11 protein-coding genes are annotated in these 13,832 nt (G+C 53.9%); 2 read left to right on the forward strand and 9 right to left on the reverse strand.

Annotated features, from left to right (window positions below):
- Window positions 1-33 precede the first annotated feature (33 nt).
- Both leuD and leuC read right to left on the reverse strand, forming a co-directional pair.
- A complete protein-coding gene (gene leuD / locus H573_RS0108685; RefSeq protein WP_027873919.1) occupies window positions 34-684 on the reverse strand; it encodes a 3-isopropylmalate dehydratase small subunit in 651 nt (216 codons plus the stop codon).
- Window positions 685-694: 10 nt separating this feature from the next.
- Window positions 695-2,116 carry a 3-isopropylmalate dehydratase large subunit gene (gene leuC, locus H573_RS0108690; RefSeq protein WP_027873920.1) on the reverse strand — a complete coding sequence of 474 codons (1,422 nt, stop codon included), beginning with the start codon at window positions 2,114-2,116 and terminating at the stop codon, window positions 695-697.
- A 115-nt stretch (window positions 2,117-2,231) separates the two neighbouring features.
- On the opposite strand from leuC, the gene H573_RS0108695 reads away from it, so the two are divergent.
- Window positions 2,232-3,116, forward strand: coding sequence for a LysR family transcriptional regulator (locus H573_RS0108695; protein WP_027873921.1), 885 nt, complete (start codon window positions 2,232-2,234; stop codon window positions 3,114-3,116).
- Here the strand turns inward: H573_RS0108695 and H573_RS0108700 are convergent.
- The 5 genes from H573_RS0108700 to H573_RS0108725 form a co-directional block, all read right to left on the reverse strand.
- Window positions 3,098-3,742, reverse strand: coding sequence for a nucleotidyltransferase family protein (locus tag H573_RS0108700; protein ID WP_027873922.1), 645 nt, complete (start codon window positions 3,740-3,742; stop codon window positions 3,098-3,100). The two genes, H573_RS0108695 and H573_RS0108700, sit on opposite strands and share 19 nt — an antisense overlap.
- A complete protein-coding gene (locus H573_RS17635) occupies window positions 3,742-4,698 on the reverse strand; it encodes an XdhC family protein (RefSeq protein WP_036256178.1) in 957 nt (318 codons plus the stop codon). Before H573_RS17635 ends, H573_RS0108700 begins: the two co-directional genes overlap by 1 nt.
- 116 nt (window positions 4,699-4,814) lie before the next feature.
- Window positions 4,815-7,409, reverse strand: a complete 2,595-nt coding sequence (locus tag H573_RS0108715) for a TonB-dependent receptor (protein WP_027873923.1) — start codon at window positions 7,407-7,409, stop codon at window positions 4,815-4,817.
- 241 nt (window positions 7,410-7,650) lie between these two features.
- Complete coding sequence (locus H573_RS0108720) at window positions 7,651-10,023, reverse strand: TonB-dependent receptor (RefSeq protein WP_027873924.1); 2,373 nt, start codon at window positions 10,021-10,023, stop codon at window positions 7,651-7,653.
- Window positions 10,024-10,175: 152 nt separating this feature from the next.
- Window positions 10,176-10,634 (reverse strand): NAD(P)H-dependent oxidoreductase, encoded by a 459-nt coding sequence (locus H573_RS0108725; protein WP_051171144.1) that lies wholly within the window; start codon window positions 10,632-10,634, stop codon window positions 10,176-10,178.
- 114 nt (window positions 10,635-10,748) lie between these two features.
- Between H573_RS0108725 and H573_RS0108730 the strand changes: the two genes are divergently transcribed.
- Window positions 10,749-11,189 (forward strand): VOC family protein, encoded by a 441-nt coding sequence (locus tag H573_RS0108730; protein ID WP_027873926.1) that lies wholly within the window; start codon window positions 10,749-10,751, stop codon window positions 11,187-11,189.
- A 3-nt stretch (window positions 11,190-11,192) separates the two neighbouring features.
- Here the strand turns inward: H573_RS0108730 and H573_RS0108735 are convergent, their stop codons facing one another.
- Together H573_RS0108735 and ligA are read right to left on the reverse strand one after the other, a co-directional pair.
- Window positions 11,193-11,798: a transglycosylase SLT domain-containing protein gene (locus H573_RS0108735; protein WP_027873927.1), complete on the reverse strand. Its 606-nt coding sequence runs from the start codon at window positions 11,796-11,798 to the stop codon at window positions 11,193-11,195.
- A complete protein-coding gene (gene ligA, locus H573_RS0108740) occupies window positions 11,798-13,819 on the reverse strand; it encodes an NAD-dependent DNA ligase LigA (RefSeq protein WP_027873928.1) in 2,022 nt (673 codons plus the stop codon). Before ligA ends, H573_RS0108735 begins: the two co-directional genes overlap by 1 nt.
- Window positions 13,820-13,832: the final 13 nt, after the last annotated feature.

Genomic DNA, 13,832 nt, shown 5'->3' on the forward strand with positions numbered 1-13,832 from the left:
GTTTCTATTCCCGTATGTAGTTTGTCAGTGTGTTTACGCGCGATGCTCGCGGAACAACCAAGGAGATTTTTGCTGCCAGTTTTTCTCAAAATCGCGGATAGCATCGGCATCCTGCAGGGTTAAGCCGATATCATCCAGACCATTGATCAGGCAGTGCTTGCGAAAGGCATCAACGTCGAAGTTTATGACGTCACCGGCCGGTGTGGTAATCGTCTGCGCGGGCAGGTCAACCAACAAGCGATAGCCCTCTGAGCTGTACATTTCGCTGAACAAATTCTCGACAACATCTGCCGGCAGCACTATCGGCAAGATGCCATTTTTAAAGCAGTTGTTAAAAAAGATATCGGCAAAACTCGGCGCGATAACGCAACGAAAGCCGTAATCCTCCAATGCCCAGGGGGCGTGCTCGCGGCTTGAACCGCAACCAAAATTTTCCCTCGCCAACAACACTGAGGCACCCTGGTAACGAGCGTGATTGAGCGGAAATTCTGGGTTGATCGGGCGCTGACTGCAGTCTTCGCCCGGGCGCCCTTCGTCCAGGTAACGCAGCTCGTCGAACAAATTTGGCCCAAAGCCACTGCGCTTAATCGACTTCAGGAACTGCTTCGGAATGATCATATCCGTGTCGACATTCGCGCGATCCATTGGCGCCGCGAGTCCGTCTAATTGGGTAAACGCTTTCATTGTTTGCTCCTTATATCCACTCGCGCACGTCGACGAAATGCCCTGCAATCGCCGCTGCTGCCGCCATCGCCGGACTCACCAAATGCGTTCGACCACCAAAGCCCTGACGCCCCTCAAAATTTCGGTTAGACGTTGAGGCACAGTGCTCACCCGCCCCGAGCTTATCGGCGTTCATCGCCAAACACATAGAGCAACCTGGCTCACGCCACTGCAGCCCCGCCTCAGTAAAGATTTTATCCAATCCCTCTGCTTCGGCTTGTTTTTTGACTAGGCCTGAACCGGGAACAACCAGCGCTTCTTTCAAACTCTCGGCCACTTTTTTGCCTTTCACTACCGCCGCCGCCTCGCGAAGATCTTCAATACGAGAGTTGGTACAGGAACCGATAAACACCCGGTCGAGCGTGATATCGGTAATGGCTTGCCCCGCGCTAAGTCCCATATACGTTAACGCCCGCTCACAAGCACTGCGCTTGACAGGGTCGCTAAAGTCATTGGGAGCGGGGACTACCGCACCGACCGCCGCCACCATCTCCGGGCTGGTACCCCAGGTCACTTGTGGCTCGATACTGCTGCCATCAAGTTCAACCACCGCGTCAAAATGAGCATCGGGGTCACTGTGCAGCGTTTGCCAGTAACTTACCGCCTGCTCCCACTCTTGCTCATTGGGGGCAAACGGCCGGCCTTTCACATAGTTGATGGTCGTTTCGTCCACGGCAACCATACCCACACGCGCACCGGCCTCTATGGCCATATTGCAAATGGTCATGCGGCCTTCCATCGACATGTCGCGGATCACTTGCCCGCCAAATTCAATGGCATATCCTGTGCCGCCAGCAGTGCCGATTTTCCCAATTACGGCAAGCACGACATCTTTGGCTGTGACACCCGCACCGAGTTTGCCATCGATGCGAACCAACATGTTTTTGCTCTTCTTCTGGATAAGGCACTGGGTCGCCAACACATGTTCGACCTCAGAGGTACCAATACCGTGGGCCAGCGCGCCCAGCGCGCCGTGGGTTGCGGTATGCGAGTCACCGCAGACCACAGTCATACCCGGCAGCGTTGCCCCCTGCTCTGGGCCGACAACATGAACAATCCCCTGCCGCTCATCGTTGATCGAGAACTCAGTGATCCCGAACTCGTCGCAGTTATCATCGAGTGTTTGAACCTGGATACGCGATATTTCATCTTGAATACCGCTCACACCCGCACTGCGCTCAGCAAGGACTGTGGGCACATTGTGATCCGGTGTTGCGATATTGGCACTCACGCGCCAGGGCTGACGCCCAGCAAGCCTAAGACCTTCAAATGCTTGAGGCGATGTCACCTCGTGGACAAGCTGGCGATCAATGTAGATCAAGGCCGTACCGTCATCGCGCTCTTTTACCAGATGCGCGGCCCATAATTTGTCGTAAAGCGTTTGTGAAGCCATGAATGATCCCCCAGTCTTCTCTCATTGCCGGCAATTTTACGCAGACACGCAAAATAAAACAAATTCATATTTTTTATTATTTCAATTCCAAAAAGGAATGAATAAACTTAATCCCATGGACACACAATCACTACAAGCGTTTCTATGCGTTGCCGAATGCCGTTCATTCTCAGGCGCGGCCGAGCAGCTCCACCTGACCCAGCCAGCTATCAGCAAGCGCATTGCCACACTGGAAAAGCAGCTCAATGCCAAGCTATTTGATCGCATTGGCCGGCATATTCACCTTACCGAAGCTGGTCGCGCACTGCTGCCGGAGGCGCAGCGCATTCTTCAAGACATCCGCGAAGCCCGCCGACGCATAGACGACCTTCGCGGCAGCGTATCCGGCCGCCTATCCATGGGCATCAGCCACCACATTGGGCTACACCGCCTGCCGCCGGTGTTGAGGGAATTCAGTCAACGATACCCAGACGTCCAACTGGATATTGATTTTATGGATTCAGAACAGGCCCACCACCGCATACTCCATGGCGAGATGGACTTGGCAGTGATCACCCTATCTCCTAGCCAGGAGGAACATCTAAGCTTCCTCCCGGTGTGGCAAGACCAACTCACCGTGGCAGTCGCCAACGACCACCCACTGAGTGATGCCGGCGTGGTTACCGCCGAGATGTTGAGCCAGCACACCGCCCTGCCACCCGGACTGAACACCTATACCGGGCAAATTATCAAACGTCTGTTCGATGAGGCCGGGCTGGAAATGAATATTGGTATGTCCACCAACTACCTTGAGACCATCAAGGTCATGGTGAGCATCGGGTTAGGTTGGAGCATCCTGCCGCAAACCCTTCTAGATGACAGTGTTACCGCCCTGAAACTGAAGAACATGCAACTGAGTCGCACCCTGGGCTGCGTACACCACCGCAACCGCAGTCTGTCGAATGCATCGCGGGCCTTCATAGACCTTTTACCGAATATTGATCACGGCGGCGTGAAGTGAGGAGCCAACGCCAGCAATTGCTCTGGCGTATCGACGTCGCTGTAAATACCTGGGTCGCTGACATCGACAAACCGACGCGTCGACGCCGGGTCTTGGATTACTCCCTTCCCCCCCTGCGTACCGATTACCGCACATAGCGCCGGCCAATATTTTCTGCCAAAGGCCACAGGGTGACCGGCCCGCCCCTGACAGCGCGGCACGACAATATCGTCCGCACAGGCAGCATTAATAAGCTGAGAAATTGTGGTAATTCGCAGCAGCGGCAAATCCGCTGGCATGATTAATACGGCCTCAGGCAGGCTTGACGGCAGCGTGTGAGAGCGCAACTGTTCCTCCGTGCAGCCGAGGTGCTGCAACAACGCGCGCATGCCCTCGGCCAAGGAGAAGCCCATGCCTTCTTCCGCTCGGCGTGCATAGAAACACGGCGCATCGAGCTTTGCCGCAACGTTATTATGGCGGTCGGACTCGCTCAGCACCGCGAAAGCTTGCGCCCCCGCCTTACCTGCCCGCCGGATTAAGGCCGGCAGCATCTCGCCACCTTTGGGTAGCGGCGTAAATCGCTTGTCCTGTTCGCCAAAGCGACGACTGCGGCCAGCCGCCAGCAACAGTAACGGCAACGCGGCCATTACGCCGCCCGCTTGCCGCTGCGTAACTGGGTTAATTCTGCCATTACCGCCACAGCGATCTCCATCGCCGACTTACTGCCAATCGGCAAACCTACCGGAGCGTGAAGACGATCAATTTGCTCGGCGCTTAAGTCGAGCTGAAGCAAGCGTTGACGGCGCTTTTCAGACGTTCGCAATGAACCCAGAGCACCGACGTAGTAGCAGTTTTCGCGCAAGGCCTGCATCAAGGCCATATCGTCGATACGCGGGTCGTGAGTTAGGGTAATGACGATGCTATGAGCATCTGCGGCATGCTCGGCTACCACGTCATCAGGCATACCAGGCAACACCGTAACCGCAGGCAAAGACCATCGCTGGCGCCGGTCATCGCGCGGATCGCATACGAGCACGCGATAGTCCATCGCTAAGGCGAGCTCTGCTATACAGCGAGCCAGCTCGTTGGCCCCAACCAGTAATAGCTGAAAGCGGGGGCCAAAATCCTGCTGCAAGGTCGTCTCGCCCAGGCTCAACGTTTGGCAGTGCGCCACACCTTGCAGAGACCAATCCCCGCTTTGCAAATCAACCTGTCTGCGCACCGCCCTGCGCTCATCCAAGGCAAGCAAGAGGCGGCGAATATCCGCTAGATGACCGGCGGTAAGCGGCTCGACGAATATTTTCATACGGCCGCCACAAGGCAGACCGAAGCGCTCGTTTTCCTCGGGGCTAACACCATACTCCAGCAACTCACAGTGAGTCGCAGCGAGTTGCCCAGATGCCAGCTTCTCTAACAGGTCATCCTCTATACACCCACCCGACAGCGAACCTGTTAACGCACCATCAGCGGCCAAAAACGCCATCGCCCCGAGCGGCCTGGGCGATGCTCCAAATGTCGCTGCAATCGTGCACAGCCAGCCGCCCTGCCCCTCGTCAACGGCGCTCGCCGCAGCAGCCAAAACCAGTTGATCCGTATTTTTCAAATGCCATCCCCAGATTTACACAACCGCAAAATTCTCGAACATTATGAAACCAGCCATTTACAAAAGGCAAAAAAAAACGCCGCATAAAGCGGCGTTTATTAGGTGCGATCGCTAGATCAATACCAGCGGTACGTACCTTGGATTGCAAAACTACGTGGCGGCTCAACAAAGCCGTAGTGACTAACTGCACCAAAGATATTGCTCGACAGAGGTGTATCGTTGGAGTAAGAAATCACTGTCTCGTCAGTTAGGTTTTTAGCTAACAACGCCACTTCCCATCCAGCAGACACATCAGACAAGCCTAAGCGAAGATTGGTCTTCACGTAGCCATCTTGCTCCTGACTTGGGTCGAGGTTCTGTGATGAGTTGTAATCACCAGTAAAGACGAAGTCCGCGCCACCGCGAAACTCGATATCGCTGGTCAGCATCGTGGTGTATACAAAGGTCAAGTTACCTGAATAATCCGCGACGTACTGGTTGGTCTTACCTTTGTAGTTACAGTATTCAACGCCATCAACAACGCTGTCTGCGGGCTGCCCCTGGTAGCACTGACCGTTGTCGTAATCCGTGAATTCGAAGTCGAGGAATGCCAAAGCACCCGTCATCATCAAATTTTCAGTCAGAGCAATACGGCCATCCAGCTCGATACCCATGGTCGTCGCTGCACCGGCATTACCGACATTAAAGCCCAGCGTGCCGTCAAAGATACTCACCTGCAGATCATCGTATTCGGTGTAGAAGGCGGCGATATTCAGCTCAGCAGCACCATCGAGCAAAGTCGTCTTGGCACCGATTTCTAAACTGGTCGCTTGCTCTTCTTCGTACTCAAAACTACCAACAAGGATTAACGGATCACTGTCTGGGTTTTGCAGAGGGCGAATCTGGTTGTTGTCTGGAGACGCATTCGAACGCGCATCATAACCACCAGATTTAAAGCCGCGAGACAAGGTACCGTAAAGCATGGCGTCGTCATTGAGGTCATACTGCAAATTCAGCGACGGCGAAATATTCTCTTCCGTTCGTGAACCTTTCAAGTCGTGACGCTCTGCAGAAAAGTTTTTCGCGACAACCGTATCAATTTCACCCACATCCGGGCGCTCACCAGTGGCGCGATTTTCGAAGTCAAGGCGGCGGCTACCATCCTTGGTTTCATGCGAGTATCGCAGACCCAAGGTTGCGCGGAACAAGTCGGTGACATTCCAAGTCGTTTGCAGGAATGCCGAGAACAACTCTGTTTCAGTAGTAAAGTAACGTGGTGTACCAAGATCTCTGATCTCATCACCCGCATCACCAATACCACCAAGCTCCAATAAGCCCAGATCAAACAAAGGTTGGAACAGTGCCACAGCCTGAGGACCACCCAAAGCAAGCAATTGCGCCTGAGTCACGTCGTCCAGTGGACCTCCCTGCGTATCAAAAGGCGGACGCTCGCCACGAGCACCACCTTCTTGCAAGTCGGCGGCGTTAAGCAGCTGGGGCAGGATATCGCTGTCTACACGAATACTATCGAAGAATTCCAATTCACTCTTCTGATAAAAACCGCCAGCAATGAACTCAAACGTTTCGCCCACGGGTGATACCCAGCGGAATTCCTGGCTGAACTGGTCGTAGGTCTCTTCTGCTCCAACACTGAATACCGAGGCGCCGGTAAAGTCACAGTCACAAAGCTCTTCGGTTTCATAACCCAGCAAGCCAGTGATGAAGGTGAACTGATGGCCTTCACGGTAGTAGTCAACATTCAGCGTAACGTTCTGCGTATCGTTATAGCTGTAGTCGCCATTGGAGGAACGCTTAAAGTCTTGCTTGTTATTCAACACCGAGGAGTCAGCATCAACGTCAACGAGTGTTACCGGGCCAACGGCAATAGTCGTACGGTCGAGAATCTCACCGTAGGTGCGGCCGTTGAATGAGCCAGTTTCTGACGTCGACGGCTGATCGTTAATGATCTCAATTTGGCGACCATCTACATCAAACTTACCCGCCTCAAGTTTTAACGCGGCAACCAAGTTTTCAGTCGCATCCCACTCAAAGATTGCCCGAATGGTCCCCTCGTCGCGCGTTGGCTCATCGCGATTCAAGGTCAGGTTTTCCATGTGGCCGTCGATATCGCGCTTACGGACCGCAAGACGCGCACCCACGGTATCCGTTAACGGGCCAGACAATACCAAGTCAATAATTTGCTCGTTGAAGTCGGGCTCGTATGTCGCCGACACAGAGCCTTCAAACTCTTGTCCCGGACGCGCAGAAATCAAGCTCAGCGCACCAGCGATACTGTTTTTACCAAACAGAATATTTTGCGGGCCACGCAGAACTTCGACGCGGGCCAGGTCGAGAAAGGGTGCGCGCGTCAGCTGAGCACGGCCGTAGCTGACACCGTCAAAATACATACCCACGGACTGTTCGAAACCCGGGTTGATGCCCGAGCCGATACCGCGAATGTAAATGTTTGTACCAATACCCGTCTCCGACATTGTCAGGTTGGGTACGTACGCTTGCAGGTCTTCAACTTTGGCGATACCCGCCTCAGCCATTTTGTCGCCGCTCACAGCGTTCACTGATACCGGAACATCCTGCAAGCTCTCTGCCCGCAGTGTTGCAGTAACAATAACTTCTTCCAAAGCGGGCGCTGCAAACAGCGGTGTTGCTGCTACAGAAACCGCCGCTGCCAGCGCCGAGCGCCGAAAACGTGCTAATGATTTATTCAAGGTCATATGACCTCCAGATGCCTTGTTTTATTATGACTGACCCCACCGGCGCGAATGCTCCGGTAATGTCCCCTCCAGGATTCCCGCGTCGCATTGCTGCGCGCTAGGTAATGTAATCGCCGACAACATATACGAAATAAACTATCTTCGCAATGTCACGAAAGCTTATCGTTGAAGAGCATTTAGCTCAAGGTTAAAAGCAGAGGCGCCGCTATAACGCAGCGCCTTGGTGTAAGCCAGTTTGTGCTTACCAGCGCCAGCTTGCTTGAACCGCTACACTGCGCGGTCTTTCAATGAACGCATAATGGTTAACGCTGCCGAAGCTGCTGTTCGCCAAGGGCGTGTCATTGGAATACGACACCACCTCTTCGTCAGTCAGGTTTTTACCAACCAGCGCCAACTCCCACCCGTCCTTCACATCGGCAATCGCCAAGCGCATATTCACTTTCACGTAGCCATCTTGCTCCTGGCTAGGATCGAGGTTTTGCGACGAGTTGTAGTCATCGGTAAAGACAAAGTCAGTAGCCGCACGAAACTCCATGGCGTCGCCGAAGCTATGCGTGTAGTTGAAAGCCAAGTTGCCTGAGTAGTCTGCAACGTATTGGTTAGTCTTGCCCTTGTAGTCACAGAAGGCGACCCCATTTACCACCGAGTCTGGAGTTTGCCCCTGGAAACACTGACCGTTTTCAAACTCAGTGAACTCGAAATCAAGGAAGGCGATCGCTGCACTCATCACCAATTCATCGGTGAGCGCAATACGGCCATCGAACTCAATACCTTGGGTTTCCGCTTTACCAGCATTACCGACATTAAAGCCGAGGATACCGTCAAAGATACTCACTTGGAGATCATCGTACTCGGTCATGAACACGGCAACGTTAAGCTCAGCACGACCGTCCCAAAAGCTACTTTTGGCGCCGATTTCTAAGCTGGTTGCTTCCTCTTCGTCGTACTCAAATGAGCCGATAATCACATTCCCGGCCGCATTTGGCGCCGCACTGGGCGATGCATTGGAGCGTGCATCAAAGCCACCGGACTTGTAACCACGGCTCGCCGTTGCATACACCATCACTTCATCGGTGGCATCAAACTGAACATTGATCGACGGTGCGAGTTGATCAGTGTCTTGAGTGTCTTTCAAATCATGTCGCTCAATTTTAAACACCCCATCCAAGACACCGTCGACTGTGCCTAGCGGCCGTTCGTTGCCCTGCAGGTCAGCAACTGTCAGGCTACGTGAGCCGTCTTTTTCCTCTTCAGAATAACGAAGGCCGAAGTTGGCGCGTAAGCGATCGGTAACGTTCCAGGTGGTCTGCCAGAACACTGACCACAGTTCAGCGTCTGAAGTGAAGTAGCGTGGTGTTGTCGTATTGGCAATGGAGTTACCCGCCGCCTGCGAGCCGGTTCTCAGTGCTACTGCTGTAGGGATAATCGAACTGTCAATCACAATGCTGTCATAGAAATCGAGCTTGCTGGTTTGATAGTAAAAACCACCGATATGCTCAAGTGTTTCACCGACCGGGGAGGCCCAGCGAATTTCCTGGCTGTATTGCTCGTAATCTTCGCTGAACGGCACGCTGAAGACATTGGCGCCGGTGAAGTCGCAGTCACAGAGCTCGTCAAATTCGTACTCCAATGCGGCAGTGATGAATGTCAGCGTGCCCTCACCCAGAGCGTAATCCACATTCAAGGTAAAATTACGCGTACGGTTATTGCTGTAGTCCCCGTTGGAGGAACGCTTGTAGTCCAAACCGGTATTCAGCACCGAGGGGTCCGCACCAAACTGCGCGGCAAGAATTTGACTGTAGCTCGCGCCACCAAAGGCTGGGTTAGTTGAGGGCTGGTCGTTCACAATTTCAATTTGGCGGCCATCGACATTGAATTTACCCAATTCAAATTTCAGCATTGCCGTCAGATCCGCGCTCGCCTCCCAATCCAGAATCGCACGGAAAGTACTCTCTTCACGAGCAGGCTCATCGCGGTTCAGCGTGAGGTTTTCAATGTAGCCGTCCATAGAGCGTTTGCGCATCGCGATACGCGCACCTAAGGTATCGGTTAATGGGCCAGAGAGAATGAAATCAACGACTTCTTCCCCATGATCAGGTTCATACAAAACCGATATCGAGCCTTCCTGCTCGTCTCCAGGGCGGGCAGAAATAAGACTCAGTGCGCCGGCGATACTGTTCTTCCCGTAAAGAATATTTTGTGGACCACGCAGAACCTCGACGCGGGCTAAATCTAGGAAGGGTGCCCGTGTTAACTGGGCGCGGCTATATGAAACGCCATCAAAATACATACCCACAGACTGTTCAAAACCGGGGTTGATCCCAGACCCGATCCCCCGAATATAGATATTAGTGCCAATGCCTGTTTCCGACATTGACAAATTGGGCACATAAGCCTGCAAATCCTCGATTTTGTCGATACCGGCTTCCTGCATTTTTTCGCCACTGACCGCGTTAACCGATACCGGCACATCTTGCAGACTCTCGGTTCGCAGGGTTGCGGTTACCAGTACCTCTTCAAGCGCTGGGGCAGCAATTGCCGACGACAGCGGGCTTAACCCCGCTGTCATCGCCGCCGAAGCCAGACCAATGGAGCACACACGCATTATCTTCATGAACAGACTCTCCTAGGAGCTACTTATTGTTTTAAACATAACCTTACGCACTTTTTGTCGCGCACGATCATGTCCCAATGAAGTCTATATAGTCGAATATAGCTGTCTAATGTGGGATTTACCTATTCGTTAGCGTGAATAGTAGTAGTTTTTTAATAAATACCCATCTCCAGTCCCGCCACCATCGCTTCCGCGAGCTCCTCTACCCCCGCAAAGTCTTCAGCTTGCGGCGGTCCTTTACAAATAATCGCCTCGGCGACCGGCTTCAATACCATGCCTTTAGCAATGCGCTGAAGCGCTCGCACTGCACCTTCACCATCATTGCCGGTACACAAGTATGCCGCGTAAGGAAGAATCAGTTCGCGCGCACAGGCGGGGTAGAAACTTCTATCCAAAAAATCTTTCAATGCGCCAGGAAGCTGACCAAAATTTTCAGGAAAGATCAACAACAGCGCCTCAGCCCATATGACATCTCTGCTACCCGCGTCGCTCGCGCGAAGCAGGCGCACGCTAGCGCCGGCCGCCTCAGCGCGACGCGCTGCCGCGTAGGCGAGTCGTAAATTTCTGCCCGACTGACTGTGGTACACAACAAGCAAATTGCTTTTTGACACACTAACCCCGCCTGATATTTTGTTGATACTGTGTTCACTCTGCTCTGCTCCTAGCGGTAAGATAGCGCAGCACAGCCATCACCATCCATAGACCACGAATAGAAGTCAGAACTTATGAAGTATCTACATACCATGGTGCGGGTCGCGGACCTCGAGGCATCAATGCATTTTTACTGCAACCTGCTGGGCCTGACAGAAGTTGCGCGCTATGACAGCGAGCAAGGGCGCTTCACATTGGTTTACCTGAGTGCGAGCGCAGATAAAGAACAAGCAGAAAGGGAAAAGTGCCCCACGCTGGAGCTGACCTACAACTGGGATCCTGAAAAGTATGATGGCGGGCGTAATTTCGGCCACTTGGCGTACCAGGTAGACGACATTTATGCTTTGTGTAAAAAGCTGCAAGACGGCGGGGTCGTCATTAACCGACCGCCTCGCGATGGCCATATGGCCTTCGTGCGATCGCCAGACAATATTTCCATTGAGCTTCTGCAAGCGGGTAAGGCGCTGCCTCCGGCAGAGCCTTGGCAATCCATGCCCAACACCGGCGAGTGGTAGACCTTAGAAAAGACCGAAGAACCAACCGCCCTTTTTAAGGTCCTCTTCGCAACGTGCCAACTGCGCAGCATAGCTGCGCGAGCGCGCCGATACTTTGCCAGCAACACGCTGTAACCAAGGCTTGCCGGCAAAGGTCCGGCGTTTAAAGCCGCCGTGGCCTTCGTGGTAAGCCAGATACAATGAATAGGTATCGGTGTTGGCGATGCCATTGGTGCGTCGGCTGACATTGTTGTACCAGCCAATAAAGTCTATGGCATCTTCAAAGTCATCGCGATCGGCGCCCCAATTGCCCGACTTATCCTTGTACCAATCCCAGGTTGCATCTTTAGCCTGAGGATAGCCGTAGGCGTCAGACATACGCCCTGCAGGAATAAAGCCCAACCAGTATTTGCGTGGCGGCTTGGCGTCAGCTACGAAACGCGATTCCTGATACATAATCGACATCATCACTGGAATGGGCGAGTCCCAGCGTTTAGACGCCTCGCTGGCATCGTCATACCAGTCGTCTTTTTCGCGAAAAATCGCGCAAATATCACCGGGGTTGCGCGGGGGCGCCGTCGTACACGCCGTCGATAGCAGCAGTGCGAGAACCAAGAAAACATAGCGCATCAAAGCTTCTCCCGGTCGAACAGTGCCAGCAGCTCGGCCTCGTTAATTATTGAAATCCCCAGTTCCTCTGCCTTGCGCAGCTTGGAGCCGGCATTCGCCCCAGCGGCCAAACAGTCAGTTTTTGAGGACACGCTGCCTGCCACTTTCGCACCCAGGGTCTGCAACTTTTCCTTGGCCTGACTACGCGTCATCGATTCTAGGTTACCCGTTAACACCCAAGTCTGCCCGGCAAGCGGCTGATCGGTATCGCTGCGAGAAACCACTTCGGGCCAACAAACACCACAGTCGCGAAGTTGGCGAATAACCTCGCGGTTGTGATCACTCGCAAAGAAGCTATGTATATGACTCGCAACGATCGGGCCCACATCAGCAACCTCCAACAGCGACTCCTCAGAGGCCTCGGCCAGGGCGTCTAGTGTTTGGAAATGCTGGGCTAAATTCAGCGCCGTCGCCTCGCCCACTTCGCGAATACCCAACGCATACAAGAATCGTGCAAAGCTGGTGTCTTTCGAAGCAGTCAGCGCCGCCAATAAATTTTCCGCCGACTTCTTACCCATTCGCTCTAGCTCGACGAGCTGATCGAGCGACAGCTTATACAGGTCTGCCATGGTCTCGATGAGCCCAGCATCTACCAGCTGTTCCACCAACTTATCGCCCAGGCCATCAATATCCATCGCTTTGCGGCTGGCAAAGTGTTTAATCGCTTCTTTGCGCTGAGCCGCACAGACCAGGCCACCCGTGCAGCGCAACACCGCCTCACCCGGCGCCCGCTCAAGCTCGCTGTTACAAACAGGACAACACGCCGGCACTGCAATGTCTCTGACGCTGGCCTCTCTGCGCGCCAATACAACCTGCACGATCTGAGGAATAACATCCCCGGCGCGGCGCACAACCACCGTATCGCCAATTTTTACGCCGAGACGATCAATTTCATCAAAGTTATGCAGCGTGGCATTGCTGACCGTTACGCCGCCAACAAATACCGGTTTCAATTTTGCTACCGGGGTTACCGCACCTGTTCGGCCTACCTGAAATTCCACATCGCGGAGAACGGTAGTTTCTTCCTGCGCCGGAAATTTGTGCGCAATCGCCCAGCGCGGTGCCCGTGACACAAAGCCCAGTTTTTGCTGCAGCGCGACGTCGTCTACTTTGAAAACAATGCCGTCGATGTCGTAACTCAGGTGATCCCGGCGCGACAACAAGCGATGATAATAATCCACACAGGCGTCTACGCCCTCAACAACGGCCATTTCAGCATTGACGCGGAACCCCCAGTCGGCCAATCGCGCCAGCGCGTCACTGTGGCGCTCAAACCACGAGTCACCGGCAACAGCAACACCGTAGCAGCACATTTCCAGCGGCCGCTTGGCGGTGATTCGGCTGTCGAGCTGCCGCAAACTGCCCGCCGCCGCATTGCGTGGGTTAACAAAAGTTTTGCTGCCCTGCTCCCGAGCCTCAGTATTGAGCTTTTCAAAGCCCGCTCGGGGCATATAGATTTCGCCGCGCACTTCCAGTTCAGAGGGCCAGCTCTCCCCTTTCAGCTTCAGCGGTATTGACTGAATCGTTCTGACATTTTCACTGATGTCTTCGCCTGTTTGGCCATCACCACGGGTTGCCCCCCTAACCAGCACGCCGTCGACATATAACAGGCTAACGGCGATACCATCGAGTTTTGGTTCACAGACATAGCCGAGCGGACGCTCACTTTCTAAGCGACCGCGAATACGCGCATCGAAATCCCGCAGCTCCTGTTCTGAAAAAGCGTTGTCGAGCGACAGCATTGGCGTTTCATGACGCACCTGACTGAACGCTGCCAGCGGTGCTCCCCCCACCCTGCGCGTTGGCGAGTCGTCGCTACGCCACTCCGGATGCTGCTCTTCCAGCTCCTGGAGTTCGCGGAACAAGCGGTCATACTCCGCATCGGGAATACTGGGTTCGTCGAGCACATAGTAGCGGTGACTGTGCTCGTGAAGTTGCTCGCGCAAGCTTTCCAAGCGTGCGCGGGAAGAGGCATCGGACATTGATAAGACCGTA

Source organism: Neomelitea salexigens DSM 19753 (assembly GCF_000422345.1).
Taxonomy (GTDB): Bacteria; Pseudomonadota; Gammaproteobacteria; order Pseudomonadales; family Spongiibacteraceae; genus Spongiibacter; species Spongiibacter marinus_A.

What these genes read in the sequence shown, in the direction of transcription:
- H573_RS0108735 (WP_027873927.1), bottom strand. Translation starts at nt 11,798, where the DNA reads ATGCGCTATGTTTTCTTGGTTCTCGCACTGCTGCTATCGACGGCGTGT.
- H573_RS0108715 (WP_027873923.1), bottom strand. Translation starts at nt 7,409, where the DNA reads ATGACCTTGAATAAATCATTAGCACGTTTTCGGCGCTCGGCGCTGGCA.
- H573_RS0108695 (WP_027873921.1), top strand. Translation starts at nt 2,232, where the DNA reads ATGGACACACAATCACTACAAGCGTTTCTATGCGTTGCCGAATGCCGT.
- leuD (WP_027873919.1), bottom strand. Translation starts at nt 684, where the DNA reads ATGAAAGCGTTTACCCAATTAGACGGACTCGCGGCGCCAATGGATCGC.
- H573_RS0108700 (WP_027873922.1), bottom strand. Translation starts at nt 3,742, where the DNA reads ATGGCCGCGTTGCCGTTACTGTTGCTGGCGGCTGGCCGCAGTCGTCGC.
- leuC (WP_027873920.1), bottom strand. Translation starts at nt 2,116, where the DNA reads ATGGCTTCACAAACGCTTTACGACAAATTATGGGCCGCGCATCTGGTA.
- ligA (WP_027873928.1), bottom strand. Translation starts at nt 13,819, where the DNA reads ATGTCCGATGCCTCTTCCCGCGCACGCTTGGAAAGCTTGCGCGAGCAA.
- H573_RS0108730 (WP_027873926.1), top strand. Translation starts at nt 10,749, where the DNA reads ATGAAGTATCTACATACCATGGTGCGGGTCGCGGACCTCGAGGCATCA.
- H573_RS0108720 (WP_027873924.1), bottom strand. Translation starts at nt 10,023, where the DNA reads ATGAAGATAATGCGTGTGTGCTCCATTGGTCTGGCTTCGGCGGCGATG.